The sequence below is a fragment of the Microcoleus pseudofavosus SVA1_A4 genome, assembly GCF_036700565.1.
GTDB lineage: Bacteria > Cyanobacteriota > Cyanobacteriia > Cyanobacteriales > Microcoleaceae > Microcoleus.
On the sequence record NZ_JAUBPE010000002.1, the window covers coordinates 29,178 to 54,887 of the forward strand.

Annotated in this window: 21 protein-coding genes; 11 read left to right on the forward strand and 10 right to left on the reverse strand. The window is 46.8% G+C overall.

Features of this window, described 5'->3' with window-relative positions; genetic code table 11:
• From QUA02_RS01060 to nadD, 5 genes are all read right to left on the reverse strand, one after another.
• Positions 1 to 1,214 (reverse strand): sulfotransferase (locus QUA02_RS01060; RefSeq protein ID WP_333024591.1); only part of this gene is annotated, 1,214 nt, incomplete at its 3' end.
• Positions 1,215 to 1,331: 117 nt separating this feature from the next.
• Positions 1,332 to 1,601, reverse strand: coding sequence for a DUF5678 domain-containing protein (locus QUA02_RS01065; RefSeq protein ID WP_333024593.1), 270 nt, complete (start codon positions 1,599 to 1,601; stop codon positions 1,332 to 1,334).
• Positions 1,602 to 1,623: 22 nt separating this feature from the next.
• Entirely contained in the window at positions 1,624 to 2,577 is a 954-nt protein-coding gene (locus QUA02_RS01070; RefSeq protein WP_333024595.1) for a GDP-mannose 4,6-dehydratase, read from the reverse strand.
• Between the two features lie 450 nt (positions 2,578 to 3,027).
• Positions 3,028 to 4,047: a type I glyceraldehyde-3-phosphate dehydrogenase gene (locus tag QUA02_RS01075; protein ID WP_333024596.1), complete on the reverse strand. Its 1,020-nt coding sequence runs from the start codon at positions 4,045 to 4,047 to the stop codon at positions 3,028 to 3,030.
• 191 nt (positions 4,048 to 4,238) lie between these two features.
• Complete coding sequence (nadD, locus tag QUA02_RS01080; RefSeq protein WP_333024597.1) at positions 4,239 to 4,955, reverse strand: nicotinate (nicotinamide) nucleotide adenylyltransferase; 717 nt, start codon at positions 4,953 to 4,955, stop codon at positions 4,239 to 4,241.
• Positions 4,956 to 5,806: 851 nt separating this feature from the next.
• Here nadD and murC point away from each other — a divergent pair.
• The 4 genes from murC to QUA02_RS01100 all read left to right on the forward strand — a co-directional run bounded on the left by murC (position 5,807) and on the right by QUA02_RS01100 (position 9,662).
• Positions 5,807 to 7,360, forward strand: a complete 1,554-nt coding sequence (gene murC / locus QUA02_RS01085) for a UDP-N-acetylmuramate--L-alanine ligase (RefSeq protein WP_333024599.1) — start codon at positions 5,807 to 5,809, stop codon at positions 7,358 to 7,360.
• A 156-nt stretch (positions 7,361 to 7,516) separates the two neighbouring features.
• Positions 7,517 to 8,473, forward strand: coding sequence for a UDP-N-acetylmuramate dehydrogenase (murB, locus tag QUA02_RS01090; protein ID WP_333024601.1), 957 nt, complete (start codon positions 7,517 to 7,519; stop codon positions 8,471 to 8,473).
• A gap of 62 nt (positions 8,474 to 8,535) precedes the next feature.
• Entirely contained in the window at positions 8,536 to 8,886 is a 351-nt protein-coding gene (locus tag QUA02_RS01095; RefSeq protein ID WP_006634273.1) for a YbaB/EbfC family nucleoid-associated protein, read from the forward strand.
• A gap of 287 nt (positions 8,887 to 9,173) precedes the next feature.
• Entirely contained in the window at positions 9,174 to 9,662 is a 489-nt protein-coding gene (locus QUA02_RS01100; RefSeq protein ID WP_333024602.1) for a low molecular weight protein-tyrosine-phosphatase, read from the forward strand.
• A gap of 10 nt (positions 9,663 to 9,672) precedes the next feature.
• Here QUA02_RS01100 and QUA02_RS01105 read toward each other — a convergent pair whose 3' ends face one another.
• Both QUA02_RS01105 and QUA02_RS01110 read right to left on the reverse strand, forming a co-directional pair.
• Complete coding sequence (locus QUA02_RS01105) at positions 9,673 to 10,389, reverse strand: response regulator transcription factor (protein WP_333024603.1); 717 nt, start codon at positions 10,387 to 10,389, stop codon at positions 9,673 to 9,675.
• 456 nt (positions 10,390 to 10,845) lie between these two features.
• Positions 10,846 to 12,438 carry a glucose-6-phosphate isomerase gene (locus QUA02_RS01110; RefSeq protein WP_333024605.1) on the reverse strand — a complete coding sequence of 531 codons (1,593 nt, stop codon included), beginning with the start codon at positions 12,436 to 12,438 and terminating at the stop codon, positions 10,846 to 10,848.
• Between the two features lie 222 nt (positions 12,439 to 12,660).
• Between QUA02_RS01110 and dusB the strand changes: the two genes are divergently transcribed.
• The 3 genes from dusB to QUA02_RS01125 all read left to right on the forward strand — a co-directional run bounded on the left by dusB (position 12,661) and on the right by QUA02_RS01125 (position 15,486).
• The gene (gene dusB, locus QUA02_RS01115) at positions 12,661 to 13,674 is read left to right on the forward strand and encodes a tRNA dihydrouridine synthase DusB (RefSeq protein ID WP_333024606.1); all 1,014 of its coding nucleotides are present in this window, start codon (positions 12,661 to 12,663) and stop codon (positions 13,672 to 13,674) included.
• 81 nt (positions 13,675 to 13,755) lie between these two features.
• Positions 13,756 to 14,676: an ornithine carbamoyltransferase gene (argF, locus tag QUA02_RS01120; RefSeq protein ID WP_333024607.1), complete on the forward strand. Its 921-nt coding sequence runs from the start codon at positions 13,756 to 13,758 to the stop codon at positions 14,674 to 14,676.
• 159 nt (positions 14,677 to 14,835) lie between these two features.
• Positions 14,836 to 15,486, forward strand: a complete 651-nt coding sequence (locus QUA02_RS01125) for an NAD(P)H-dependent oxidoreductase (RefSeq protein WP_333024608.1) — start codon at positions 14,836 to 14,838, stop codon at positions 15,484 to 15,486.
• Positions 15,487 to 15,818: 332 nt separating this feature from the next.
• On the opposite strand, the gene QUA02_RS01130 is transcribed toward QUA02_RS01125, so the two are convergent.
• Positions 15,819 to 17,432 carry a family 10 glycosylhydrolase gene (locus QUA02_RS01130; protein WP_333024609.1) on the reverse strand — a complete coding sequence of 538 codons (1,614 nt, stop codon included), beginning with the start codon at positions 17,430 to 17,432 and terminating at the stop codon, positions 15,819 to 15,821.
• A 124-nt stretch (positions 17,433 to 17,556) separates the two neighbouring features.
• On the opposite strand from QUA02_RS01130, the gene QUA02_RS01135 reads away from it, so the two are divergent.
• Positions 17,557 to 18,738, forward strand: a complete 1,182-nt coding sequence (locus QUA02_RS01135; protein ID WP_333024610.1) for a hypothetical protein — start codon at positions 17,557 to 17,559, stop codon at positions 18,736 to 18,738.
• Here QUA02_RS01135 and QUA02_RS01140 read toward each other — a convergent pair.
• A complete protein-coding gene (locus tag QUA02_RS01140) occupies positions 18,735 to 19,919 on the reverse strand; it encodes a DNA cytosine methyltransferase (protein WP_333024612.1) in 1,185 nt (394 codons plus the stop codon). The two genes, QUA02_RS01135 and QUA02_RS01140, sit on opposite strands and share 4 nt — an antisense overlap.
• 125 nt (positions 19,920 to 20,044) lie before the next feature.
• Between QUA02_RS01140 and QUA02_RS01145 the strand changes: the two genes are divergently transcribed.
• From QUA02_RS01145 to QUA02_RS01155, 3 genes are all read left to right on the forward strand, one after another.
• On the forward strand, positions 20,045 to 22,051 hold the full coding sequence (locus tag QUA02_RS01145; RefSeq protein WP_333024613.1) for an Eco57I restriction-modification methylase domain-containing protein: 2,007 nt from the start codon (positions 20,045 to 20,047) through the stop codon (positions 22,049 to 22,051).
• A gap of 33 nt (positions 22,052 to 22,084) precedes the next feature.
• The gene (locus QUA02_RS01150) at positions 22,085 to 22,609 is read left to right on the forward strand and encodes a BsuBI/PstI family type II restriction endonuclease (RefSeq protein ID WP_333024615.1); all 525 of its coding nucleotides are present in this window, start codon (positions 22,085 to 22,087) and stop codon (positions 22,607 to 22,609) included.
• Between the two features lie 128 nt (positions 22,610 to 22,737).
• A complete protein-coding gene (locus QUA02_RS01155; RefSeq protein WP_333024616.1) occupies positions 22,738 to 24,102 on the forward strand; it encodes an MFS transporter in 1,365 nt (454 codons plus the stop codon).
• A 90-nt stretch (positions 24,103 to 24,192) separates the two neighbouring features.
• Here the strand turns inward: QUA02_RS01155 and QUA02_RS01160 are convergent, their stop codons facing one another.
• Positions 24,193 to 25,551, reverse strand: coding sequence for a Tle-like phospholipase domain-containing protein (locus tag QUA02_RS01160; RefSeq protein WP_333024618.1), 1,359 nt, complete (start codon positions 25,549 to 25,551; stop codon positions 24,193 to 24,195).
• Positions 25,552 to 25,710: the final 159 nt, after the last annotated feature.

Below are 25,710 nucleotides of genomic sequence, written 5' to 3' on the forward strand. Positions count from 1 at the left end.
TGTTCCAATTCCCCCTGAGTTTGATGCAGTTGAGACTGAGACTGTTCCAATTCCCCCTGAGTTTGATGCAGTTGAGACTGGGACTGTTCTAATTCTGTCTGCAACTTTTGCGACTCCTTATGTACTCTTGTCAAAGACTCTTGATACTGCGCTTCTTGTTGTTTTGGCAAACCATATAAAGCGTCTCCTGCCTCTTTTTTCGCCCCTATCCATCCCCCTAAACTTTTTTGAGTCAATTGTATAAAATGGCTAACTTCACTCCTTGATGATAATGCCTCTTCACAATAAAATTCCAGTGGCAAAGTATCTTTTAATTGTTCTATCGTGGGAACTTCTTGATTTAATGTTGACCATAATTCTTGATAAGAATAACCCAATTTTTCTATGGTTTCCTCTCCCAATATTTGCAAATAATCACTTGCCAGCCGCCATATCTGCGGCTGCTTTATATCTTCTAACCATTTATTTAAGTTGCTTGAATCTGGTTTAGTATTTTGATATAACTTCACTTGATCTCCATAGAGCCACGCCGGAGAAGTGTTACTTACACCATACTCAGCCACTTCTGGTCTAAACGAAATCCCTAAAAAGTCACAGACTCTAGCAATTTCTTCATCTGAACTCATCAATAACCACTCATAATGAATTACTAAGCACTGTTTTCCTAAATTAGTCACGCCTTCCAGTAATTTTTGAGGAGCCATGAACAAGTCATTTTTAAATTCTTTGAGCCTAGACAAGTTATCTTTAGCCCAACTTGTGACAATAGAACACAAAACTGACAAAGGATTCCTGAACAAAAATACAAATCGTGCTTCGGGAAAAGTTCTGTATAGTTCATTAATTATATAGAAATATCTAGGAGTTTTGTCTAAAAAGTAACGCTTCCCAGATTCTTCTCTCGCTTTTTCATATAAATAGGAATACATTCGACGCAAGCCTTGAACGTAATCTTCTTCTCCTTGAGAAAGACTACCTATAAAACTGGAAACTGCTACTTGAGCCAAAGCTTGATCGTAATCAGCATTATAACCAATAGTTGAATGCCAAGCTGTTAATGGAGGCAACATCAACCAAGGTTCAGACACAGTATGAATATCAGGATGACCCCCCAAAATCCGTTGTGTTAGTGTAGAACCAGCGCGTGGCTGAGATATTAAAAATATTAAGTTACTACCCTTGAGCGAACCGTCTTGACTTTCTGTTGGTTTCATGATCGTACCTAATTGAACTAACATAACTTAATATTACGATAACACAAAAGTGATCGCACCCCTGTGCCATTGACTCACAGCCCAACTTGTGAATTAGAGTTCACTGCGCTCACCACTTCATCTGGGCTGCCAATCGTGAGCTTTTAAGACCCTCATTCTAACAGGATAAAACCTAACTGGTTCAACAAATTCGCTTTCATATATACGACCGATGACATAACTTAAGTTGGGTATATCAGCCGGAATCCCGTCCTTCATTTTTCGATAATCCCGATCGCCACTAATAACACCTTCGTTAGTATAAGCTATCCACTGACCCCGATATTTCTTCAACTCCCGGCGATTGGCCTTATACCACTCATTAACTGTCGCATATTCTGCTGCCATATTTTCACCCAATAATTTTACCTCAAATCTGCCTCGCTTCCACCATCATCCGCACCACATCGGGCATTTTGTATTTTGCCTCCCAGCCCAATTTTTCTTTTGCCTTACCCGGATTTCCCCTCCCAACTGCAATCTCCGTCGGTCTGTAAAGACTCGCATCGGTTACTAAATGTTCCTGCCAATCCAAACCCGCAGCAACAAACGCTGTCTGCACAAACTCCTCCAAAGGATAGCTTACACCCGTTGCAATTACATAATCATCCGGTTCTTCCTGCTGCAAAATCAAATACATCGCTTCCACATATTCCGGCGCCCAACCCCAGTCCCGCTGCACTGAAATATTACCTAAAAGCAGTTTTTCCGAACTACCCGCAGCAATCCGACACACAACAGATACAATTTTTTGGGTGACGAACCTCTCCGGCCGCAGCGGCGACTCGTGATTGAACAGAATACCAGAACACGCAAACAAATTGTAAGCTTCCCGATAATTCGCTACTTCCCAAAATGCCGTTGCTTTCGCTACCGCGTAAGGACTTCTGGGGCGAAAAGGCGTATTTTCATCCGCTGCACTGCCTCCGGTATCCCCAAAACATTCGCTGGAACTGGCATTGTAAAGTTTGATTTTTCCGCCTGTAAACCGAATTGCTTCTAACAGATTCAATGTGCCTGTGGCAATGCTTTCGAGGGTTTCTACGGGCTGTTCAAAAGACAGGCCGACGGAACTTTGGCCTGCTAGATTGTACACTTCGTCGGGATCAATTTTCGCTAGTACCTGCAAGACGCTGCGAAAATCGTTGAGAGACATGGATTCTAGTTTTACTCTGTCTCGGATGCCCAAACGTGCCAGGTTTCCGAAACTAGACATTTGGGCGTCCCTGGAGGTGCCGCAGACTTCATAACCTCGATCGAGCAAAAGTTTAGCTAAATAAGCTCCATCCTGACCTGATATACCACAAATTAACGCTTTTTTCATATAAATTATTTAACTTGATGATTCGGCGGTTGAAACCGCTCCTAAACAAACGAAGTCTGCGGAGGCAGACTAAGAGTTCAAGACAGTTAAGTCATTTCCAGGCAGAGTTCATTGGTGACAACTTAAGCAGACTGTCCGCCACTCCGTAGTCCGCCAGGGAATGAATTCCCTGTCTAGTCTAATAGCTAAAGTCCTCGCTATGAGGACTAATGAGTTTAAAAGTCTTCTTCTGAGTCCTTTTAAGAAGACTAATACAGCAGATTGCAGGTTTATGAGGCACGTTCAATATCCCCGTAGGGACACGGCATTGCCGTGTCCCTACCTCTGCTATGTACCTCACATACCGGAAAAGTAAGTTTAAAAGTCTTCTTCTGAGTCCTCATAGCGAGGACTTTAGCTTTGAGGCAGGGGTTTCAACCCCTGCCCGACTGCCGGAAAGAAGTCAGGATTCTAACCTTCCCACCTTTGGGCGACCAATTCAGCCAAGTCTACCACCCGCTGACTGTAGCCCCACTCATTGTCGTACCAAGCCAACAGCTTCACCATATCGCCGTCCATAACTAGCGTCAAGCTAGAATCCAAGATTGAAGAAGAATCGTTTCCGCGATAGTCGCAAGAAACCAAAGGCAAATCGTTGTACTCCAAAATTCCCTTCAGTGGGCCTTCGGCCGCTTCTTTGAAGACTTGATTTACTTGCTCGGCAAAAGTCTTTTTCTCTACCTGAGCCACAAAATCAACTACCGACACATTAGGAGTCGGTACGCGCATGGCGATGCCATTTAACTTACCCTTCAATTCTGGAATCACCAAAGCCACAGCTTGGGCCGCTCCGGTAGAAGTCGGCACAATATTCATCGCAGCAGCCCGCGCGCGCCGCAAATCCCGGTGGCTGGCATCCAGCAAGCGCTGGTCGCCCGTATAGCTGTGGGTAGTGGTCATCATGCCTTTGACGATGCCAAAATTTTCGTGCAGCACTTTCAGTACGGGAGCCAGACAGTTAGTAGTACAGCTAGCATTGCTGATGACAGTGTAGTCACTGTGCTTGTAGTTGTGGTGGTTGACTCCCATCACATAAGTGCCGACTTCAGGCCCCTTGCCGGGAGCGGTAATTAGCACTTTTTTAGCGCCGGCAGTGATATGCTTCGATGCACCAGCTTGGTCAACGAAGACGCCGGTCGCTTCAATAATCAGATCAATACCCCAATCTTTCCAAGGCAGGTTGAGCGGATTACGATCGCTCACGCATTTAACTGTCTTGCCATTTAGAGTAATGGAATTTTCATCCGTACTGATGTCCACACCCTTCAACGTTCCCATCATGGAATCGTATCTCAGCAAGTGAGCATTAGTTTTCGGATCGGAAGTGTCATTAATAGCCACCAGCTCAAGCTGGCTGTTTTCTCTGCCCAGCCAGCAGCGCGCAAAACTGCGGCCGATACGTCCAAAACCATTGATCGCGACTCGAATCACTTTAGTACCTCCTAACGATGGCAGCCCTTAGCTTAGGCTTAAATTTTGGAAAAATTTAAGAATTGAGTTATGAGACAAGATCATATCGCAAAGGTCGATCCTTTCTAACTTTTTGTCTTTATCAAAAAAGCTTGAACTTTTCTAGAAGGCTGAAATCGCAAGGCAGAAGGCATTAGGCTTTCTGCCGCTGGTTACTGGTAAAGCTGATGGGCTGCAATATAAGTTCGGACAACTTCGGGGACTAAGTAGCGGAGGTCGATCCTTTCGGCGCAGCAGCGGCGGATGTGACTCGACGAAATCTCGATCGCAGGCATGGACAGCACCTCCCAGCGAATTTCCACGTCCAAAAGAGCCATTTGTTCGGCAACTCGCCGGCCAACAGCATTTGTCTGAACCTGCATCCTGTCCCCGCCGGAATCGATGGGCTTTCCACCCGGACAATCTCCCCACTCGGACACTCCCCCAATCTCCCCGCTTTCTCCTGTTTCCCCATCTCCCTGACTCGGACGCGGGCCCACCAACCAGTCGCACAACCCGCCAATTTCGCCGCACCGGTGCCATTTGGGGAGAGTAAGGAATGCGTCGCTACCTATAATCCAGTACCAGCGATCGTCGCCTGGATACAATTTTTTCAAATACAGCAGGGTGTCGATCGCAAAAGAACTGCCTCTGGGATTTGCCTCCGGCGGCGAAATTACGAAGTCCTTGCGATCGGCGATCGCCAGAGCGAGCATTTCCCGCCGCCGCTCAAAACTTGCCAAATCCGGGCGCCACTTGTGAGGAGGAGCGCGATCGGGTACCCAAATGATTCGATCGAGATTAAATTGACTCGCCGCCGTCTCGGCCACCAACAGATGGCCCCAGTGAACCGGGTCAAAAGTCCCCCCAAAAATCGCTATTTTCGCCATATTTCCCAAAAATCAGGATTATTAATCGAGATATCGCCCAAATTTTATGTTTGTACGCTTTTAGCCATCAGCTCGATCGCTTTTCGCCTATTTCGACTAACTGCCTAACACATTGTATATATACAACTAAGTGAGAATAGATAGTATATTTGCGATCGTGTCATATCGTTTCCGGTGGCATCGGTATTGTTCAAATGTCCAAACAGTCAACAGTCAACAGTCAACAATCATGTCGCTCGTGCAACCGGAATTGATATCAATCTCTGACAAGCGAATTTCTTGATGGTACCCGCCACGTGATTTATCCGTGGAATCAATCCAAAATCTAAAATCTAAAATCCTCAAGCCCCCGACTCGATCCGTGGGGTCAATCCAAAATCCAAAATCTAAAATCTAAAATCGAATGACCTTCGGGAAAAAATGACCGTACAAGTAGAGAAATGACTAGAAAATGAGCGAAGTTTGACCATACGTGGTAGTGTTTGTAAATCCTTATGGGTTTTACCCTCAATCTTGGTAAAAAGGTTGTGGGGCTTTTGCTGCCGTATCCCAGCACCGCAGACGGATAGAAACAGAAGAATGCAGGAGATATGCAACCGCCCAAAATTCGTCTGTTGGCCCAGACCCAGACCCCATTCTCTCTGACCTGCAATTTTCGAGCTGTGACTGTTCCGGAAAACTACTCGGTACTAAGTCATATAGGATACAAGACAAACATCTCTACAAGTCCCGCAAATCAAGGGACGCGCAGAGAATTTTGTACAAAATCTCTAGCGAACTGTATCCTGAAAAAACAATTCTTGATATGATATCGCGTGTTATTGGCGTGGTGTGGTGTGTGAGGAGCGAAGATGCCGAGTTCTGTTGATTTCAGCGGTAGACCATTCCATTTCATCGGCATTGGTGGGATTGGGATGTCAGCCCTTGCCTATATTCTAGCTAAACGCAAGTTGCCTGTGTACGGCTCCGACATTAAATCGAGTCACATAACCGAGCGCTTGCAAGGAATGGGAGCTCACATTTTTTGGCGTCAAGAAGCCAGCAATTTTGAAGTATTTCAAACGGCCCTCAACGGTAGCAGTCCCGACCGCGGGCCGCAAGGGGCCGTATCCTCGGCAGTCGCTGGCACGGTAGGGACTTCCGTCGCGACAGCCGAAGCTCTCAAATTGAACGGTAACGCTTGTGCCGCCGAAGCAATTGGGGGATTGCCTCAAGTAGTATGTTCTACGGCAATTCACCCGGCAAATGCCGAATATCGAGCTGCTTTAGATTTGGGCTGTCCGATTTTTCATCGATCGGATGTGTTGGCAGCCTTAATTCAAGATTATCAAAGTATCGCCGTAGCCGGGACTCACGGCAAAACTACTACTAGCAGCTTAATCGGCTTCATGCTGATGGCTGCGGGTCTAGACCCGACAATTGTGGTAGGAGGCGAGGTAAATGCTTGGGAAGGCAATGCCCGTTTGGGGGAAGGCCCTTACTTAGTTGCCGAGGCTGATGAATCCGACGGTTCTCTCGTGAAGCTGGTAGCCAAAATTGGCATAGTGACGAATGTGGAACTGGATCATCCAGACCATTACGATACCCTCGACCAGGTAATAGACACATTTAAGGTGTTTGCCCAAAACTGTCAAACCTTGGTGGGCTGCATTGACGACCAAATCGTCAAAGACTGCCTTGGGCCTCATGTCAGTTATAGCTTGCAGCCCGACAGCGGTGCTGACTACACGGCTTCGGACGTGGAGTACGGAGCCGAAAGCACCAAGGCTGGCATTTGGGAGCGAGGAGCTTTCCTGGGGGAAATGGAGTTGAAGTTGCTAGGCAAACACAATCTCAGCAATGCACTAGCTGCGGTAGCGGTGGGTCGATTGTTGGGGTTAGAGTTTTCGGCGATTGCGAAAGCGATTGCTGGCTTTGAAGGAGCTCGCCGCCGTTTTGAGGTGCGGGGTTTTCACAATGACATCCTGTTTGTGGACGACTACGCCCACCATCCTAGCGAAATTCGCGTTACCTTGGCGGCGGCTCGCTTGCGCATCGAAGGTAGCGAAAAAAATCCCAAATCCCGAAGAGTGGTTGCCATTTTTCAACCCCACCGTTACAGCCGGACTCTGACATTTTTGCCAGAATTTGCTCAATCTTTTGGGGATGCTGATTTGGTTGTGGCTTGCGATATTTATAGTGCTGGGGAACGGAATTTAGGAGAGATTAGCGGGCAGCAGGTTGCTGATTTGATTGCTAAAGAAGGTCGAGAGGTTGAGTTTCGGGCTTCCCTGGAGTCGGTAAGTAAGTTTTTAACCGAAAATCTGCAACCGGGGGATTTGGCTCTGTTTTTGGGAGCTGGCAATCTGAATCAGATTATTCCAGAGGTTATGGCTTTTTATCAACAAGCCGATCGCCCTGATTAGCTCGCTCGCCCAGAAGAGTCGATCGACAGCCCCCGGCGGTGCAGGTTGTACCGACACTGCTGAAAGAGCGGCTCGCAGGGAGGGGCGGCATAACCACCCGTAAATAGAAATTTCAACCACGTCTTCTCTTCGCAGGTATTTTTAAGGATTTTCAAGATGGTGACTATCTCGAATGACTCCTCTGTTAAGGAAAATCGGCGAGTGTATTCTCCTATTTCTTTGCGGGGAACTGATTGCAAGATTAACTCCCAAGTTTCGCTGGCGGGCCTGACTTCCTTCCGAGTCGGCGGCCCTGCCGAGTGGTACATTGCTCCTCGCAGCATGGAGGCTTTGCAAGCGAGTTTTGCCTGGGCACACGATGAAGGGGTGCCGGTGACTCTGCTGGGTGCGGGTTCTAATTTGTTGGTGAGCGATCGGGGTTTGTCCGGTTTGGTCGTCGGCACTCGCTACCTGAAACAGGTGAACTTTAATCCAGAAACAGGTCAAGTTACAGCGGGGGCGGGGGAGTCAATTCCGCGCCTCGCTTGGTTAGCGGCTAAACGGGGCTGGAAAGGCCTCGAATGGGCAGTTGGCATACCGGGCACCGTGGGAGGGGCTGTGGTGATGAATGCAGGCGCTCACAGGGGCTGTACTGCTGATATTCTGGTAAATGCTCGCGTCCTATCCCCAGGTGGCAAGGTGGAAATTCTGACTCCCCAAAAGTTGGAGTACCGCTACCGGACTTCGGGGCTGCAAGGGGGCGATCGGCTGGTGACTGAAGCGACTTTCCAGTTGCAGCCGGGATTCGACCGATCGCAAGTAATGGCAGAAACTAATGCCCATTTCAGCCAGCGGCGGACAACTCAACCTTACCACTTACCGAGCTGTGGCTCAGTCTTCCGCAACCCCGGCCCGAAGACTGCCGGTTGGTTCATCGAACAAGCGGGACTCAAGGGATACCAGATCGGCGGGGCACAAGTAGCTCAGCGCCATGCTAATTTTATTCTTAACTGCGGGTCGGCAACGGCCAATGATATTTTTCAAGTGATCCGCCACGTTCAACAGCAAGTCGAGCAGCGGTGGTCGCTGTTGTTGGAGCCAGAAGTTAGAATACTGGGAGAGTTTCCCTTCTAGGGCATTATTAAAGTAATAAGGAAACGGCAGACTGCCAGCCCACACACAATCGCAAAGTAGCTATGACAAAATCAGGACAGGGATTTGGCTTCGGCCTGGGCAAAATGAAAGAACTGACTGAAGCTTTCAAAAAAGCTCAGCAGGTTCAAGAAGGAGCTAAAAAGCTCCAAGAAGAGTTGGATGTAATGGAAATTGAGGGAACTGCCGGCGGCGGCTTGGTCAAGGTTTTTCTCAGCGGCAACCAAGAACCCCGTCGCGTGGAAATCTCCCCTGATGCCCTTGGTGAAGGTGCTGATGTGGTTTCTGAACTCGTCACGGTGGCGATGCAGGATGCCTACGCTAAGTCTACGATGACGATGCGGGAGAAAATGGAAGAACTCACCGGCGGACTGAATCTCCCCGGTTTCGGTTAGTCATTAGTCATCAGTCATCAGTCAATTGTTGACTGTTGACTGTTGACTGTTGACTGTTGACTGATTAAACTTTCTGGAAAACCGCAGTCAATTGTTGACTGTTGACTGATTAAACTTTCTGGAAAACCGCTATAGTAAGGTGCGTCGCTGCTCCATGTTCGATGGAAGTTGCAGATTGACTCTGAAAGCGACGAACCCTACAAATTAGCACTGTTGACTGTTGACTGACTAATAACTAATAACTAATAACTAATAACTAATAACTAATAACTAATAACTAATGACTAATGACTAAATTATTGTTTGTCTGCCTCGGAAACATCTGCCGATCGCCCTCAGCAGAAAATATTATGAATCACTTAATAGAAAAAGCCGGTTTGAGCGATCGCATCACCTGCGATTCTGCCGGAACTGGTGGCTATCACATTGGCAGCCCTCCTGACAGGCGGATGGCATTGGCGGCGAGGAAGCGAGAAATTGAATTGTTAGGAGAAGCGCGCCAATTTACCAGGAAAGATTTTGAGAATTTTGATTTGATTCTGGCGATGGATCGGGAGAATTATCGGAATATTCTTGCCCTCGATAATTTGGGAAAATATAAAGATAAAGTGCGGTTGATGTGCGATTTTTGCCAGATATACGACCTTAAAGAAGTGCCCGACCCTTACTACGGCGGCCCGGAGGGTTTCGATCGAGTAATTGATTTGCTGCTGGACGCTTCCGAGGGTTTGTTGCAGTATGTTATCAGTCAGGAACAATTAACAATTAACAATTAACAGTTACCAATTACCAATTACCGACTAAATGGTGTTCCATCGCAAAGCGAACCAGTTCTGCTCGGTTGTTGCTTTCGGTTTTTCTGAACAAGCTGCTGACGTGCTTTTCGACAGTTCGAGGACTGAGGTGGAGCCTGGAGCCTATTTGAATATTAGAAAGACCTTCTGTCAGCAAATCTAGCACTTCTTGCTCTCGCTGGGTCAAACTCGGAGCATTAAGGCTTGGAGAGGCGCGATCGCCCGTTTCTGATTTTTGGTTTAAAAAATCTAATTCTCCCTTGCTCTTGACTCTGTTGCGCCCCTCTGTTGGCATCGGTTCAGGTTCGGGGGAGCGAGAGGGCGCCTGGGCGATCAGAGCGTAGCGATCGAGCAAAGAGCGAATTACTACCCCCAATTCCTGGAGTTCAAAAGGCTTAGCAAGATAATTGTCGCAGCCCATCTGATAGCCCCGAATCCGTTCCTCCGTGCTCGTCCGTTCCGTCAAAAAAATCACCGGCAGCAAGCGGAAAGCCGGACGAGTCCGAACTCGCCGCACGAATTCGTAGCCATCCATTTCGGGCATTGTAATGTCGGTAACAATCAAGTGGGGCTGAAATTCCTCTACCAAGCCCAAAGCTTCTTTGCCGTTCTCAGCAGCGATTACAGAGTATCCGGTAATTTCCAGATAATCGGTAATCGACAAGCGAGTCGCAAAATCGTCGTCAGCAACCAGAATTGTCAAGGGCATGGGGGGAATTAATTATTAATTCTACTGGTGAAGTACCCCACCGCATGGCGGATGGGGCTTCCTGTCTCATTGGCAGATGCCACGTTAGGAACTTACATTAGTTGCAAGTCCGACACTCAAGTCGGTGATGGTCTTACTCTCCCTCTCTACTGTTTCCAGCTTTATCTTCTAATGAGGAACCCAGGCAGCCGCCCTGCTTCCCAAGGCAGTTTGATTGTTTTCCGTACATCGCAGTTTGGTGTCTTTCTTACCGCCTATGGGCGTGCCAGTGACTGCAATCTTTCCCCCTTTCTCACGCTAGTTACCCGTGGTAAGCATATTACTGCTAGTGTGACCTTTGTTGACAGCCGTGTGGGTGGGTCGCAACCATTTATATACTAACTCGGAGGAGCTTTCGTTGTCGTCCGGCTATCCATCCCCACCCTGTAAGAGGGATGGGGAATTGGGCCGAATTAGTTAACCTTCTTGATAACTTGTAGTCAAAGTAGCCGGCTGTCCCAAATTTCCCTCCAAAGCTACGCCGCGCCCGTTGGCTGCCAAATGCCGCAGAGTTTTGTAAATTGTCTCGATTTGCTCTGGTCTTCCTGCTTTTTTGGCTATTTCTGCTACAGACAAAGGTGTTTCAGCGTCTTTGATCACTTGCAGTACCTGTTTTTGCAAATCCAACACAGCAGCGGCCGCTTTTTTGCCTGCTTCCACGCCCGGTTGGTGATAGGCATTGACATTCACTAAGGAACCGTAAAAACCTACTGCTCTTTCGTAGAGGGCGATTAATGCTCCTACCGTCCCAGGGTTTACTTGCGGTATTGTCAGAGTAATTGAATCTCGGTGATTTTCGTACAAAGCTTGTCGTGTTCCCTGCAACAAACCAGACAAATAATCTCCTGAAGTAACGCCAATTTCTACTTCTGGGGAAATGCCTTGCCTGTCTTCTAAAACTTCGATAAATGTTAGGAAGAAATTCGGCACGCCGTCTCGCAGTTGCTGGACGTAGGCGTGTTGGTCGGTGGTGCCTTTGTTGCCGTAAACTGCAATTCCTTGATGAACTGTGTTGCCATCTAAATCTTGCTCTTTGCCGATCGATTCCATGACTAATTGCTGCAAGTAGCGGCTGAACAATAGCAGTGAATCTTTATAAGGCAAAACTACCATATCTTTTTCTCCGCGTCCGTTGCAGGCAAAGTACCAACTCATGGCTAACAGGGCGGCAGGATTGTTTTTAATTTCGGGAATTCTGGTCGCTTCGTCCATGACTTTAGCGCCGTCGAGCATGGCCTGGATGTCGATGCCTTGCAAAGCTGCTGGCAAAAGTCCGACTGCTGACAATTCGGAAGTGCGTCCTCCCACCCAATCGGCCATTGGAACAGTGGTAATCCAGCCTTCAGATTTGGCTAATTTGTCTAGTTGGCTGTCAACTCCGGTGATGGCAATTGCTTGTTTGGCAAAATCCAGTTTTTCGGCGGCGAAGGCTTTTTGAACTTCGATCATACCGTTGCGGGGTTCGGGGGTGCCGCCGGATTTGGAGATAGTAATTACTAGGGTGCTGGCTAGTTTGTCTTTGATTTTGTTGAGGATGCGATCGATCCCAGCCGGATCTGTGTTGTCAATAAAATGAATTGCTAGGGGCGGAATGTCTGGGGATAAAGCTTCGGAGACAAATTGGGGGCCGAGGGCGGAACCGCCGATGCCGATCGAGATTATATCGGTAAATTGCGGAGCGAATGGCGGTTTGATGTCGCGGCTTTGAACTTTCTTGACAAATGTTTCGATTTGTTGTATTGTCTCGACTATTTCTTGTTTGAGTTCTGAGGTAGGGGCGATATCGGGGTTTCGCAGCCAGTAGTGGCCTACCATGCGGTGTTCGTCTGGATTGGCGATCGCACCTGCTTCCAATGCTGCCATGTCTTTGAAAGCTTTGTCAAATTTGGGTTTCATTGCGGCGACAAAAGCGTCGTCGAACCCCATGCGGCTGATATCGAGGTAAAGTCCCAATCCAGAGTGATAGTAAAGCCAGTCTTGGTAGCGTTGCCAGAGTGCTGCGGCGTCCATAGGAATTCTCTACAATTTTTTTAATGTTCGATCGGCGTCATCGGGAATCCACCAATTGTAGTTGAAAACTCACATTTTGCACCATTCTTGCTTAGCAGGCTTTCCGGCCTGTTCCACAAAGAATGAATTTTTTGTGGGGCTTGTATTCAGTTTTTACTTTTTCAAGCATAAATACTTAATGTTGTATAATATACAGATATTAGAATTAAAGTGCGATCGACTATGCTTGCTCTCTCTCCCGAATTAAAAGAAAGATTAGCAACTCCGCTGAAAATCGGCGATTTTGAAGTGAACAGCCGCGTGCTGCAATCGCCCTTATCCGGCGTTACAGATTTGGTATTTCGCCGCCTGGTGCGCCGCTACGCGCCGGATTCGATGATGTACACCGAAATGGTAAATGCTACGGGTTTACACTACGTGAAGCAACTGCCGAGAATTATGGAAGTTGACCCGAACGAGCGCCCGATTAGCATTCAATTGTTTGACTGCCGGCCGGATTTCTTGGCAGAAGCGGCGCAGAAGGCAGTGGCAGAAGGAGCGGATACTGTTGATATTAATATGGGCTGTCCGGTTAACAAAATTACTAAAAATGGTGGCGGTTCTTCCTTGCTGCGAGCTCCCGAAACTGCCGAGGCAATTGTGCGGAGTGTTGTGCAAGCTGTAGATGTTCCTGTCACTGTCAAAACTCGCATCGGTTGGACGGATGGTGAAATTAATATTTTGGATTTTGCTAAGCGGATGCAGGATGCGGGTGCACAAATGATTACCGTACACGGCCGGACTCGATCGCAAGGTTACAACGGTCCGGCAAAATGGGAGTGGATTCGCCGCGTTAAGGAAGTTTTATCGATTCCTGTAATTGCCAATGGAGACATTTTTTCAGTGGAAGCAGCGGTGCGGTGTCTCGAAGAAACCGGCGCCGATGGAGTGATGTGCTCGCGGGGAACTTTGGGCTATCCTTTCTTGGTGGGAGAAGTCGATTATTTCCTAAAAACAGGTTTAGAAAAGATAACTCCGACACCAATTGAACGTCTCGAATGTGCTAAAGAACATTTGCGGGCTTTGTGGGAATATAAAGGTGAAAGCGGTGTTTGCCAAGCGCGCAAGCACTTAACCTGGTATGCTAAGGGTTTCCCCGGCGCTGGGGAATTGCGGGGTTTGTTGGCTGTGGTAGAAACGGTTGAACAAGGTTGCGATTCGATCGATCGCGCGATCGAGCAATTGCCCGCAAGTTAAAACAAGCGAGCACGCAAACAAAACCCGCCTCTGCGGGCTAAGATTTAAGACAAAGTTAAAAATTTGTGTGTGGGGGAAAGCATGGATTCCTTAAAAGGGCGAGATTTATTAAGTCTGGCAGATTTAAGCATTGACGAATTAAATTATTTGCTAGATCTAGCAGCCAGTTTAAAATCGGGAATGGTAAAGCTGAAACGCAATAAAGTTCTCGGCTTGTTATTTTCCAAAGCTTCAACGCGAACGCGGGTAAGTTTTACAGTGGCAATGTACAAATTGGGAGGGCAAGTAATCGACCTCAATCCCAACGTTACTCAAGTCAGCCGCGGCGAACCTTTGGTAGATACAGCCAGGGTTTTAGACAGATATTTGGACATTTTGGCGATTCGGACTTTCGAGCAAAAAGATTTAGCAACTTTTGCCAATTATGCTACAATTCCTGTGATTAATGCCCTAACAGATGACGAACACCCCTGTCAAGTGCTGGCGGATTTGCTGACAGTTAAAGAGTGTTTTGGCAAGCTGGAAGGAGTAACCTTAGCTTATTTTGGCGACGGCAACAATATGGCAAATTCGCTGATGTTGGGCTGTGCAATGACGGGGATGAACGTAAGAATTGCTTGCCCTCAATATTTTATGCCCAATCCTGAGATTGTGGAAAAAGCGAAGGCAATTGCTAGCGGAAACACCGAAGTTACTGTGACTGCTGATGCGGCAGCCGCTGTGAAAAACGCTCAAGTGATTTATACCGATGTTTGGGCGAGTATGGGACAGGAAGAGGAAGCGAAAAGCAGGATTCCTTTGTTTGAGCCTTTTCAAGTCAACGAACAACTGGTAGAATTGGCAGATAAGAATGCAATTGTACTGCACTGTTTGCCGGCACACCGCGATGAAGAGATTACGGATGCGGTAATTGAAGGAAGTCGATCGCGCGTTTGGGATCAGGCCGAAAATCGGATGCACGTTCAGCAAGCTTTGCTGGCGGGTATTCTCGAAAGCGATTAGGAATTAGCTAAAAATTAGTCTGTCGGGGATCAAATCGACCTGCTCGCTACTTTTTGCAGACCGCTTCCGTTATCATTTCATTTGAACCAGGATTATTTGCAACCAGCCTGTAATTATCCGTTTCAACCATGATTAATTGCAATCTCTTAAGTAAAAGAAATGAATCACATCACTACGACAGACTTACTCGAAAATCTCAAATGGCGATATGCCACCAAACAGTTCGATCCAGCCAAAACAATTGCTCCAGAAATCTGGACAGCTTTAGAAGATGCGTTAGTGTTAACACCATCTTCTTATGGGCTTCAACCTTGGAAATTTCTGATTATTACCAGCTCGGAACTTAGAGAACAGCTCAAGCCCCTCTCCTGGAATCAGTCACAGGTTACTGATTGCTCTCATTATGTCGTGTTCGCGATTAAAAAGAATCTCACTGCCGAGGATGTCGATCGCTTTATGGCTCGCACTGTCGAGCTGCGGGGCGGGACTGTAGAGGCAATGGCAGGATATCGGAGTCTAATCGTCAGTGACTTGGTTGATGGTGGCCGCAGTTTTAATATCAATGACTGGTCAACGCGCCAAACTTATATTGCACTGGGCAACTTTATGACCAGTGCTGCATTACTTGGTGTTGACACCTGTCCAATGGAAGGAATTGAACCTGTCAATTACGATCGCCTGTTGGGTCTTTCTGCAAAAGGCTTTACTACCGTCGTAGCTTGTGCGGCTGGCTATCGTTCTGAAGCAGATAAGTATGCTTCACTCGCAAAAGTAAGATTCCCTAAGTCAGAAATCTTAGAAACTTTATAGAACCCATTTGGTATCTTCTTGAGCGAACTATATGGTTTTGAGGGGATCGTTTTACCAGAGGATTTAATACCAGAGTCAGGACTTTAAGCTAACAGGCATCAAACCAGATACAACCTAGATACCTCAAAGGCTTGTGAGACGACAACAAAAAGATCCTAAATGGGTTCTATAAACCCGGGATACGCTGTAAGTCGATCGCAATATAGCAATCCTAAATGATTTGAAAAATAGTACGCGAGCAAGATGCTCGCACTACAAGGATTCTAATCTCGATCGATTTTGCGACTGATTTAGGACTGCTATAGCGCACCTCGGCGCACCCTAAAAAGATATTAAGAGGCTCCGAAATTCACTTTTGTGACTTCACCTGCGACAACATTAACAGTTTGTTGAATTTGACTTCCGTCAACTTTCAACTGATAAGTTCCCGGAGAAAGCTCGATCGCCCCAAACCATCCTTTACCATCCGCCCGCAGTTGGCGCACTTGGCCAGTAGCATCGATCGGCTGCAATGTCAAGTTCGCGCCGTCGCAAGTTCGCTCGCACTTCTGCAAATTTCCGGCGATCGCACCTGTAGTCGGCCGCGACTTCCAAGGCATATCGGGAACCGCTGCTGCTGTCGCCCACACAGGCTGAGTTTGAACGGTTTTGCCCGTCGCAGCGTCAACGTATTGACTCGGCACAGAAAGCGCGGTGTAAAACAAATCGTTGCTTTGGGGAACGTATTTCCAAGGCTGGCGGGGCAAATCTCCGCTGCCGCCCGATCGCAGTTCGACATTCGTGTACACGTTGCTGCTAGCGTAGGAATACAGCACCGTACCGGCTACGTGATTTCCTTTCGCAGAGGGCTGTTCGGCGCGCCGAATCTGGGCTAGGGTGTCTTCGATGTAGTTGAGGTAATTGCCGGGGCCGATCGCAATTTGGCGGTTGTATTGGTGGTCTTTAGCGTACTCGATCCAGTGGTCAAAACCCAGCTTCTGCTGCGGCTTGTACTCGCGCTGGTACGTCATCGGCATCGCCATATCGATAATGCCTTCTTCCAGCCAAGCGCGCCAATCCTGCAAAACTTCTCTGTAGGGCTGCGTTTGAGTCCAAGCCTCATCGTTTTTCGGGCCGTCGCCCCAGGCAATTGTTGCCGCCGTCACTTTGACTTGCGGTTTAATCGCCAGGGCTTCTACATAAAGCTTCCGCACTAAATTTGTCACCTGATCGCGCCGCCACTGCATCCACGCGGGATCGCTGGGTGCGGGTGTACCCGTGCGGCCTGTTTGCTGATTGAAACGGGCGATCGCAGTTGGATTGTAGCCCCAATTCGGCCCGCCGTAGCGCACGTAATCGAGCTGTACGCCGTCCACATCGTAGCGCTTCAGCAAATCCAAAAACACCGAAACGGTATAATCTAAGGCGTCTGGATGGCCGGGATCGAGATAACCTGGGGCTTCCCCGCTGTAAGTCAGCATCGCCCAATTATCGCGGCCGGGGGCCGAAGGCCCGTGTTGTTGCCAAACGTGATTGGCGGGAAGTTTGTTGCCCGAAACCACTGGCATTGTAACCATCCAAGCGTGCACTTCAATGCCTGCGGCGTGGGCTTTGTCAATCAAATCTTGGAGGGGATCGAAACCGGCGGGAACGTTGGGATCGAGGGTGCGGGGTTCGATCGCACTCGTGTAAAAGGCATCGCCGCGGCGGCGGACTTGGGCGACGATCGCGTTGGCATTTGCCCGCTGCGCGTCTGCGATCAATTTTGTGACTTCTTGAGGGGTTTTGAAGCCGGGGTTGAAGGCGTCCACCCAGAAGGCGCGAAATTCGGCGGTTTGGGTTTGCGGAGGCATAAGTGCGATCGCCCGGGATGGGAAGTTTGAGAACCAACCAGGAGTCAGCAGAAAACTAATTGTTAAGCCAATCAGGAACAAGCTTGACAAAAAGAATGTTTTGGTATTTCGCATCAGAAATGTGTGAGAGAGCGTTTAACAGTCCTTTACGGACTTTTGGTTTGAGCGTCCGCTTGACATTTTCGCACATCTTTGCGTTAAAGCAACTTATGGGGCCAAGCTGTGTTCTGGAATAGCGATGGCTTATACTGAACTCTGGTATTTTGTATACGATCGCTCTATTTTTTCAATGTACGAACGCACTGATAGTGAGATAGAAGCAATTCAAGAACTTCTTTCGCCACACTTTGGGACTGGCTTTGAGCCTGACGAAGTAGCAAATAGCGAACAGATAATAATCCAACAGGTATTGGAATACGTAGGTAGCCGATTTACCCGGATGAAGTATATCCTCGGTCTTGCCCTTGATTTTGCGATCGTCGCACAGCGTCTATCTAATGTTGATGACTCTGCCAAAGAATTAAGAGAGCAGCTTACAATTGAAGAATTATTTAAACGTTACCAAGTTGTCACTGAACGGGGAGAACAACAGGCAAATACACTAACTTTAAAATTTGCTCAATCTACTCAAGTAGGTATCCGACGTATAGAAGAGTCAATTGTTCAATTTTTTCACAGTCTAAATCGTTCTAAATATCCTAGTGCTTATGTTTACAATACAGGTCAATGGCAAAAGTTTCAAGACCTGCTGATTCTCTGTTTTCGTCTGTCCGAGTCTGGACGCTTTCAATTATGCCAAAAACTTATTGATTTTGGTCTTGAACGATTGCAAAAGAACATATTTGTTACTAGAGAATCGTTACGAGTTCGTTTATTTCCAGAGATAATAAACAATTACCCGCGCAGCGATCCAGATGAGAATGGGGGTTTAGTTTTTCAAGCCATTGCTTGCGGTTATTTCAAAGCCGATCGGCCTCATCTCAGCTTTGTCGTTGATAAGGTACGAACAGGGTCGTCCAGACAGCGCCGTTTTGGAGATATTGACTGTTATTACGGTCTGGATCTAGAAATATCAATAGAAGTAAAAGACTGCCACATTTCGCTTAAAAACCTCAAGCAACAATTGGGAAGTTTCCAGAAACAAGTAACAGGCAATCAAATTCTTGGCGTGGCTTTTGTACTTTCCATAAACAGCGAAGCGCGTTCTCTACTTAGCGACGACGGCATCATTCCGTTCGCACAAGACGAGCTAATTAGATCCGTGAGGATCTGGGATTGGCAAAAGCAGGATGCAGCCGTGCATGAAATGCTTCACTATCTTGCTCATGTTGAACAGAATCCTAGTGCTGTTGGCAGGCTGCTGGCATTTATTGGCGATCGAGATCCCCAACACAACTCTCTTACTTATTATCAAAGTTAAACTGTGATTTCAAGAGCAAGCTGAATCGGAAAAATTAACTCTGAATTGAGTGGCTTTATTTTTTGCGATCGGGCTCTAACAATTTCATCTTCTGAATGGCTTTGATAAGCCTTGACAACTTCCTTGCCTACCGCCAATCCTAGTAGTGGCGGTACGGCATTTCCGACTTGAAGGTACTGTGATGTTCTCGAACCAATAACCTCAAAATCATCATCAAAAGATTGCAGCCTCAATCCTTCGCGGACAGTCAATCCTCGATGCTGACTAGGATGAGTAGCTCGTGCAGACGAAGGTTTTCTCATGTTAGATGTTACAGCAATAGCTGGTTTATCACTAGCTAGTCGAGCATAGCTATTGTGAAAACCGCTGGCTGGTTGAAGGCGATCGGGAATAGACTTTCGGTTTCCACCATCTGGGATATACTTCAGAATTTCAATTAACTTTTGTGAATGATTGGCCGCCTCGTGATGTAGCAGTATGTTGGCGGTCTTGCGCCTAGCTATTTGATAGTCAGTTTGTGGCATACTCTTGTAAGATTTACATATTTCTCCAGCATTTAATGGGGGTAGATCTGAAATTGCATCAGCTACAGTCACATAATAGTGAGAAATTGGCACTGGAAACTCAGGCGGCAGCAATCCATCAAGCCAACCTATAAAAAAAGCACGTTTTCGCAGTTGGGGTACGCCGTAGTCAGCCGCCTTTAAAAGGCGACATTTCATGTGATAGCCGATATCAGCAAAGCTAGCGATGACTGAATCGCGCACTTTGCCTCCCTGCATTACCAGCATTCCTTCAACATTCTCGATAATGACATAAGCAGGACGAATTTCAGCCACCAAGTCGCGAAAATTGCGCCATAAAGAATTTCGAGGATCTGTTATTTCTCGCTTGCCAACAGTGCTGAATCCTTGGCACGGTGCTCCCCCCGTAATAATGTCGATTTCTGCTGCCGAAATTTTAAAAAATTCCTCTATTTCGGAAACGGTTGTCTGGGTTAAGTCAGATACCAGACACGGAAGTGGAGATAGGTTGCGTTCAAAAGTTTGTTTGGCGTTTTCACAGTAATCTATGCCGCCGATCGCTTGGATGCCAGCACGTTTAAAACCCAGAGTTAACCCTCCCATGCCGCAAAATAAGTCAAGGCTGCGCGGAAAACGCTTGGTTTGAGTGTTTGTCATCGTCAGCTACCTCCTGATAGTTTCCACCGGGAAAGTTGTAGATTTTCGCGTCCGCTTGACATTTTCGCACATCGGTGCAATTTTGGGCGAAAATACACTGAACTGGCGATCGCACTTTTTGAACAATGATAGTACCGCACATTCAAACCCTAGCCCTTCCGGGTAACAGCTACTCAACTGCAAGCAATTTACTCGATCGAGTAGATTGCTGGCGCCAAGAAGCAACCCGAAAGTTGCAGCAAAGCCAGAGAGGAGAAAAAGGACAATTTTTAACACCTTCTTCAGTCGCAAGTTTGATGGCCCGAATGTTTGAATTTAACTGTCCCGATATATCGCTTTTAGATGCCGGTGCAGGAATTGGTTCGCTGTTAGCAGCAGTTGTTTGCGATCTTTGTCAGCGCCCAAACAGACCGCGTAGCCTGCACGTTACAGCTTATGAAATTGACCTTATTTTGATAGAATACCTCAAGCAAACTTTAGAATTATGCAGTATAGAATGTCAGCGTTTTGGGATATATTTTACCTTTGAAATTCGCGAAATAGATTTTATTCAAGACAGCGCCGATATGTTGCAGCCCAATCTATTTACACAACCAGTAAAACGGGAATTTACCCATGCAATTATCAATCCTCCCTATGCCAAGATAGACGCTAAATCCCAAGCCCGAACCTTGCTGCGTTCTATAGGGCTAGAAACCAGCAATCTCTACACTGGCTTCACAGTTGCTGCCGCTCACCTGCTCAAACCAAACGGTGAATTAGTATCGATTACTCCCCGCAGCTTTTGCAACGGTTTATACTTTCGAGATTTCCGCAAAGTCTTCCTTCAAATGATGGCTTTACGCCAAGTACACATCTTTGAATCCCGACAGTTGCCATTTCGCGATGATGCGGTGCTGCAAGAAACTATTATTGTGCGCGCCACCAAACAAATAGAACAGCCAGATACTGTACTAATTACCTCAAGCAGCAGCGCGGGCGACGACCTGGTTTTATCTCACCAACTGCCCTATACCGCCCTAATTAATCCCAAAGATTCCGAGCAATTTATTCGGATTTTACCGGATGCTGTCAGCCAGAAAGTAGTCGAGCAAATGGCTCAATTTACTTGCACCCTAGAGGAATTAGGCTTAACAGTTTCTACCGGAAAAGTTGTAGATTTTCGCGTTCGCTCTGACTTGCGGCTAAAACCTGAAAGCGGTACAGTTCCGCTGATTTATCCCGCACACTTCTGGGCTGGCGGTGTTGAATATCCCACAGCAACCAGAAAGCATCAAGCTTTAGCTGTCACGGAAAAAACTGCTGCACTCCTCGTACCTAACGAACATTATGTTTTGAGCAAGCGCTTCTCCTCAAAGGAAGAGAAAAAGCGAATTGTTGCAGTTGTCTGGGATGCCAATAAAATTAATAGTTCTCGCGTTGGTTTTGAGAACCATTTGAATTACTTTCACCAACAGGGACGCGGATTAGACCTCACCCTGGCGCGGGGATTGGCCGTTTATCTAAATTCGAGTTTGGTAGATGCGTTTTTCCGACTGTTCAACGGACACACTCAAGTTAATGCTACGGATTTACGCAGTTTGAAGTATCCTAATTTAGAGCAATTACTTTTACTTGGCGCTCAAATTGGAGAAATATTTCCTACACAGCGGGAGCTCGATCGACTTGTCGAAAGACAACTGCTTAACGCGACAAATCAGTTAGAAAATAGCCCGATGACAATCAAGAACCGTATTGATGAATCTCTAGAAATACTTGCAGCGCTGGGTTTTCCAAAAGGTCAGCTTAACGAACGTTCCGCCTTAACCCTTCTGGCTTTGCTTGACCTCAAGCCAAAGGATGCTTGGGCATCGGCAAAATCTCCACTTCTGGACATCACACCAATTATGAAATTTATGGCTCAGCAATACGGTAAAAATTATGAGCCAAATACGCGGGAATCTGTGCGCAAGCAAACGGTGCATCAGTTTCTAGAGGCAAGTTTAATTGTTGTTAATCCTGACAGTCCCGAACGTCCGGTGAATAGTCCAAAAACTGCATATCAGATAGAAGAAAGTGCTTGGGAATTGCTGCGAACTTATGACACTTCTGACTGGGACAAGAATCTTCGCGCTTACCTCGCCTCCGTCTAAACGCTGAAGCAACGATATGCACAAGAGCGAGAAATGGCGCAGATTCCAATTACAATCGAAGGTGATGTCAAAACTCTTTCGCCCGGAGATCATAACATCTTAATCGCAAAAATTGTCAGTGAGTTTGCTTCTCGCTTTACTCCTGCTGGCTGGCTGCTTTATGTCGGAGATACGGATGAGAAATTTGCTTATTTCAATGAAGCATCGCTAACTGCATTAGGCGTTACAGTCGATGCTCACGGTAAGATGCCAGATGTAATTGTTCACTTCACTGAAAAAAACTGGTTGGTGTTGATTGAAGCGGTTACTTCTCACGGCCCGATTAATCCAAAACGCAAAACTGAGCTCGAGAATCTTTTTAGAAGTTCGACAGTATCTCTGGTGATGGTGACAGCTTTCCTCAGCCGCAAGGCAATGGCGGAATATTTATCTGATATTTCCTGGGAAACTGATGTCTGGGTAGCAGAAGACGCTACTCACCTGGTTCATTTTAACGGAGAAAATCTTTTGCAGGCTTATTCCAAAAATGCAAATATTTGTGAGTCCGAAGGATGCTAAAATACACTGTTTATATCGCTGCCGCTGGCATCGGAATGACATATACTGTGATGCAAGCGGTTTAATTGACCGGAATTGTCGATCGCACTCAGTAAATCAAATAAGTAACTAGGTAAAATATCTCTGCAATGGAAAAAAAGCATAACGCTGGATTGTGGGTATCAGTATTATACTTCGCTCAAGGTCTCCCTTACACCGTCGTTAATTTAATGTCGGTGATTTTTTTGAAAGGTTTGGGAACCAGCAACGAATTGATCGGATTGACAAGTCTTTTGTCTTTTCCCTGGGTTTTAAAAGGTTTGTGGGGCCCGGTAGTTGATTTGTATTCAACTAAACGCAAGTGGATTTTAACAACCGAAATCATTTGTGCTTTTCTGTTTGCTTTCCTAGCTTTTGGTGTATTGACGCCGGCACCGATTATTATATCGCTTGTTATCTTTACAGCGATCGCCTTTGTGTCAGCTACTCACGACATCGCCATTGACGGATTTTATTTAAACACTCTCAATAAAGACCAGCAAGCCTTGTTTGTCGGCGTTCGCAACACGGCTTATAGAGGTGCTGTCATTGCCGGTAGCGGTGTATTGGTTTTCTTAGCCGGGAAACTGGCCGAACAGCATTTAATCACCGGAAATACAGGCGACACCAAAATATATCAAGACATTCCGCTGTCACTTTTCGGTTCCTCTTTTAGCGTGTCTGCGCTTAACTACGGATGGGCGACCGCCTTTGGCATTTGTGCGATTATGTTTGTGCTGATATATCTCTTTCAGCGGTGGTATCTTCCCTATCCTCGAAATTACGATCTGGAATCCGACACCCCCCAACAAACAACCAGCTTTATCGAAGCATTCAAAACTTATTTCCAGCAACATAAAATTGGTTGGATTGTCACTTATGTCTTGATTTTCCGGTTGGGCGATGCCTTGACGTTTAAAATGGCTCCGCCATTTTTAATGGATAAAGTGGAGAAAGGAGGATTAGCAGTTTCTACATCGGACATGGGTCTGTTATCGGGTACGATCGGGGTGATTTTTCTGTTAATTGGAGGGTTGCTGGGCGGCTATTTGATTGCTAAACAAGGATTGAAAAAATGGATGTGGCCGACGGCTATTCTCCAAAATTCGACTAACGTGCTGTATTGGCTGTTGGCAATCAATCAACCGGGGATTGAATGGGCTTATGCCGTAAACTCGATCGAGCAATTTACCTATGGACTTGGCGTAGCAGCCTATACAGTGTTCTTAATGCGGACTGTCCGCCCGGAATACGAAGCATCCCACTATGCGATTACAACAGCGTTCATGGCCGCAGGAGTGCTGATTCCGGGGGTTTTTAGTGGCTACTTGCAGGCGAATCTCGGCTATCAGAATTATTTCTTGATGAGTGCACTCGCTGTGATTCCGGGTATGCTGACAATTTTCTTTTTGCCGCTAGAAGATGAGCAAAAATTAGCATCTATGCCGAGACCGGGACTGGACGATTTCGATTAATTAAATTGTATCTGTTGACGTTCCTACTTGGCGCCCACAAAATAAAGGACACAACAATGTTGTGTCCCTACCCAATATCTGTATTGCTAACTAAATCAAACTGAAATCGCTAGCTGTAAGCGGACTATTTAGTGTGCCGAAGAAACTGGCAAGAACTTCACCTGTGCTGATAACCTCGATCCCAGTTGAAACCGAGGTTTCAGTAAATCTCAGTTGGTTAAAGCTCAAACCTTTGGTCAAACCGATTAAATCTTCACCCTGTTGAAAGTCAATAATTGTGTCTGTACCAGCCCCAATTCCCAACACAAATAAGTCGCGTCCAGCACCGCCAATTAAGAAGTCTGCACCTGCTGCGCCAACTAGGGTATCGTCTCCATCTCCCCCGTTCAAATTATCATCTCCTTTGCCGCCGAATAGCTGGTCGTTGCCGGCGCCACCGCTGATAATATCGTTACCTCGATTGCCGCTGAGAGTGTCGTTGCCCCCATTGCCAACGATAATATCGTCCCCTGCAAAACCAGAGGCTGTATTGTTGGCATCGTCACCTACTAAATTATTAATTTGGGATGGATCGAGAGCAGTTTGCATTGCCACAACGTTTGCTAAAAAGGAGCTTCCCGGAGCGGTTCTTAATTGTTCTAAACTGCTGCGCGATTCCAGCGATGTTGCCAAGGCGGGCAGTGCAAAGTCTAAGCCAGCTAACAGTTCTAAATAATCTGAATCTGTGAAAGTGAAATTAGGGCGGTTCAACTGATCTACAGAGATTTCTGTCTGAGTAAAGCCGGGAGGAGGAGAAGTTAACAAACCGCTTTGGGTGTGCTTTTCCAAGACAAGTAGCGGGTTAATAATCGGGTTAGTAAATGTTTGAAGAACTACTTTTCCCGGTAGGAAAGCTTCTCCTCCCAAACTCACAAAATCGCCGCTAACTATGTAGTGAGTTACATTTTTGCTGGCGCCTGCTTTCTGCTTAAATGTATTGACTGTGCTCTGATCGACTCCGGGAGAATTGAAGGTGACAACATCTCCGATCGCAGATGTAAATTCGGTGGCGGCTAGCTGCGTTAAAGCACCGCCCAAGCTGTGTCCGAGAAGGTCTGGTGGCAAGCGGCTGGGGTTTTTGGCTGTATCTTGACCGATTTGTGTCAGCCAATTTCCTAATGCCTGTTTGTTGGCTTCAAATTGGTTGAAACCGGTGCCGCGCGGGTCTGCGTTTGCAACATCGTCTACGAGCGAGTCGGTGCCGCGAAATACCAAAACCGGCGGTTTGTCTGGGGTGGTGGAAATTAAGCCGATCGCGTGAAATCCAGTCCCCGGATCGTCAAACGTGCGATCGATTTGGTAGCCAGCAGCGATCAAACCAGTTTGAACTAAGGTTTGAAACTGGGGGTTGTTATCTATGTAAACAAGTTGCTTGGCTATAGTTTCGTAAGCTGCGGGGGAAGAGGGCATATTTTTTTATTTCCTGTCGTTTGATTGGGAATTAGTTTTTAAGCTACTTCACTAAGTTTACAGTATACGGCGTTTATTAACAATATTAATTTGTCATATTGCATTGCTTTGTAGGGGCAGGTTTAGCAGAGATTTTTTGTGAGGAAAAACAACCTCGCT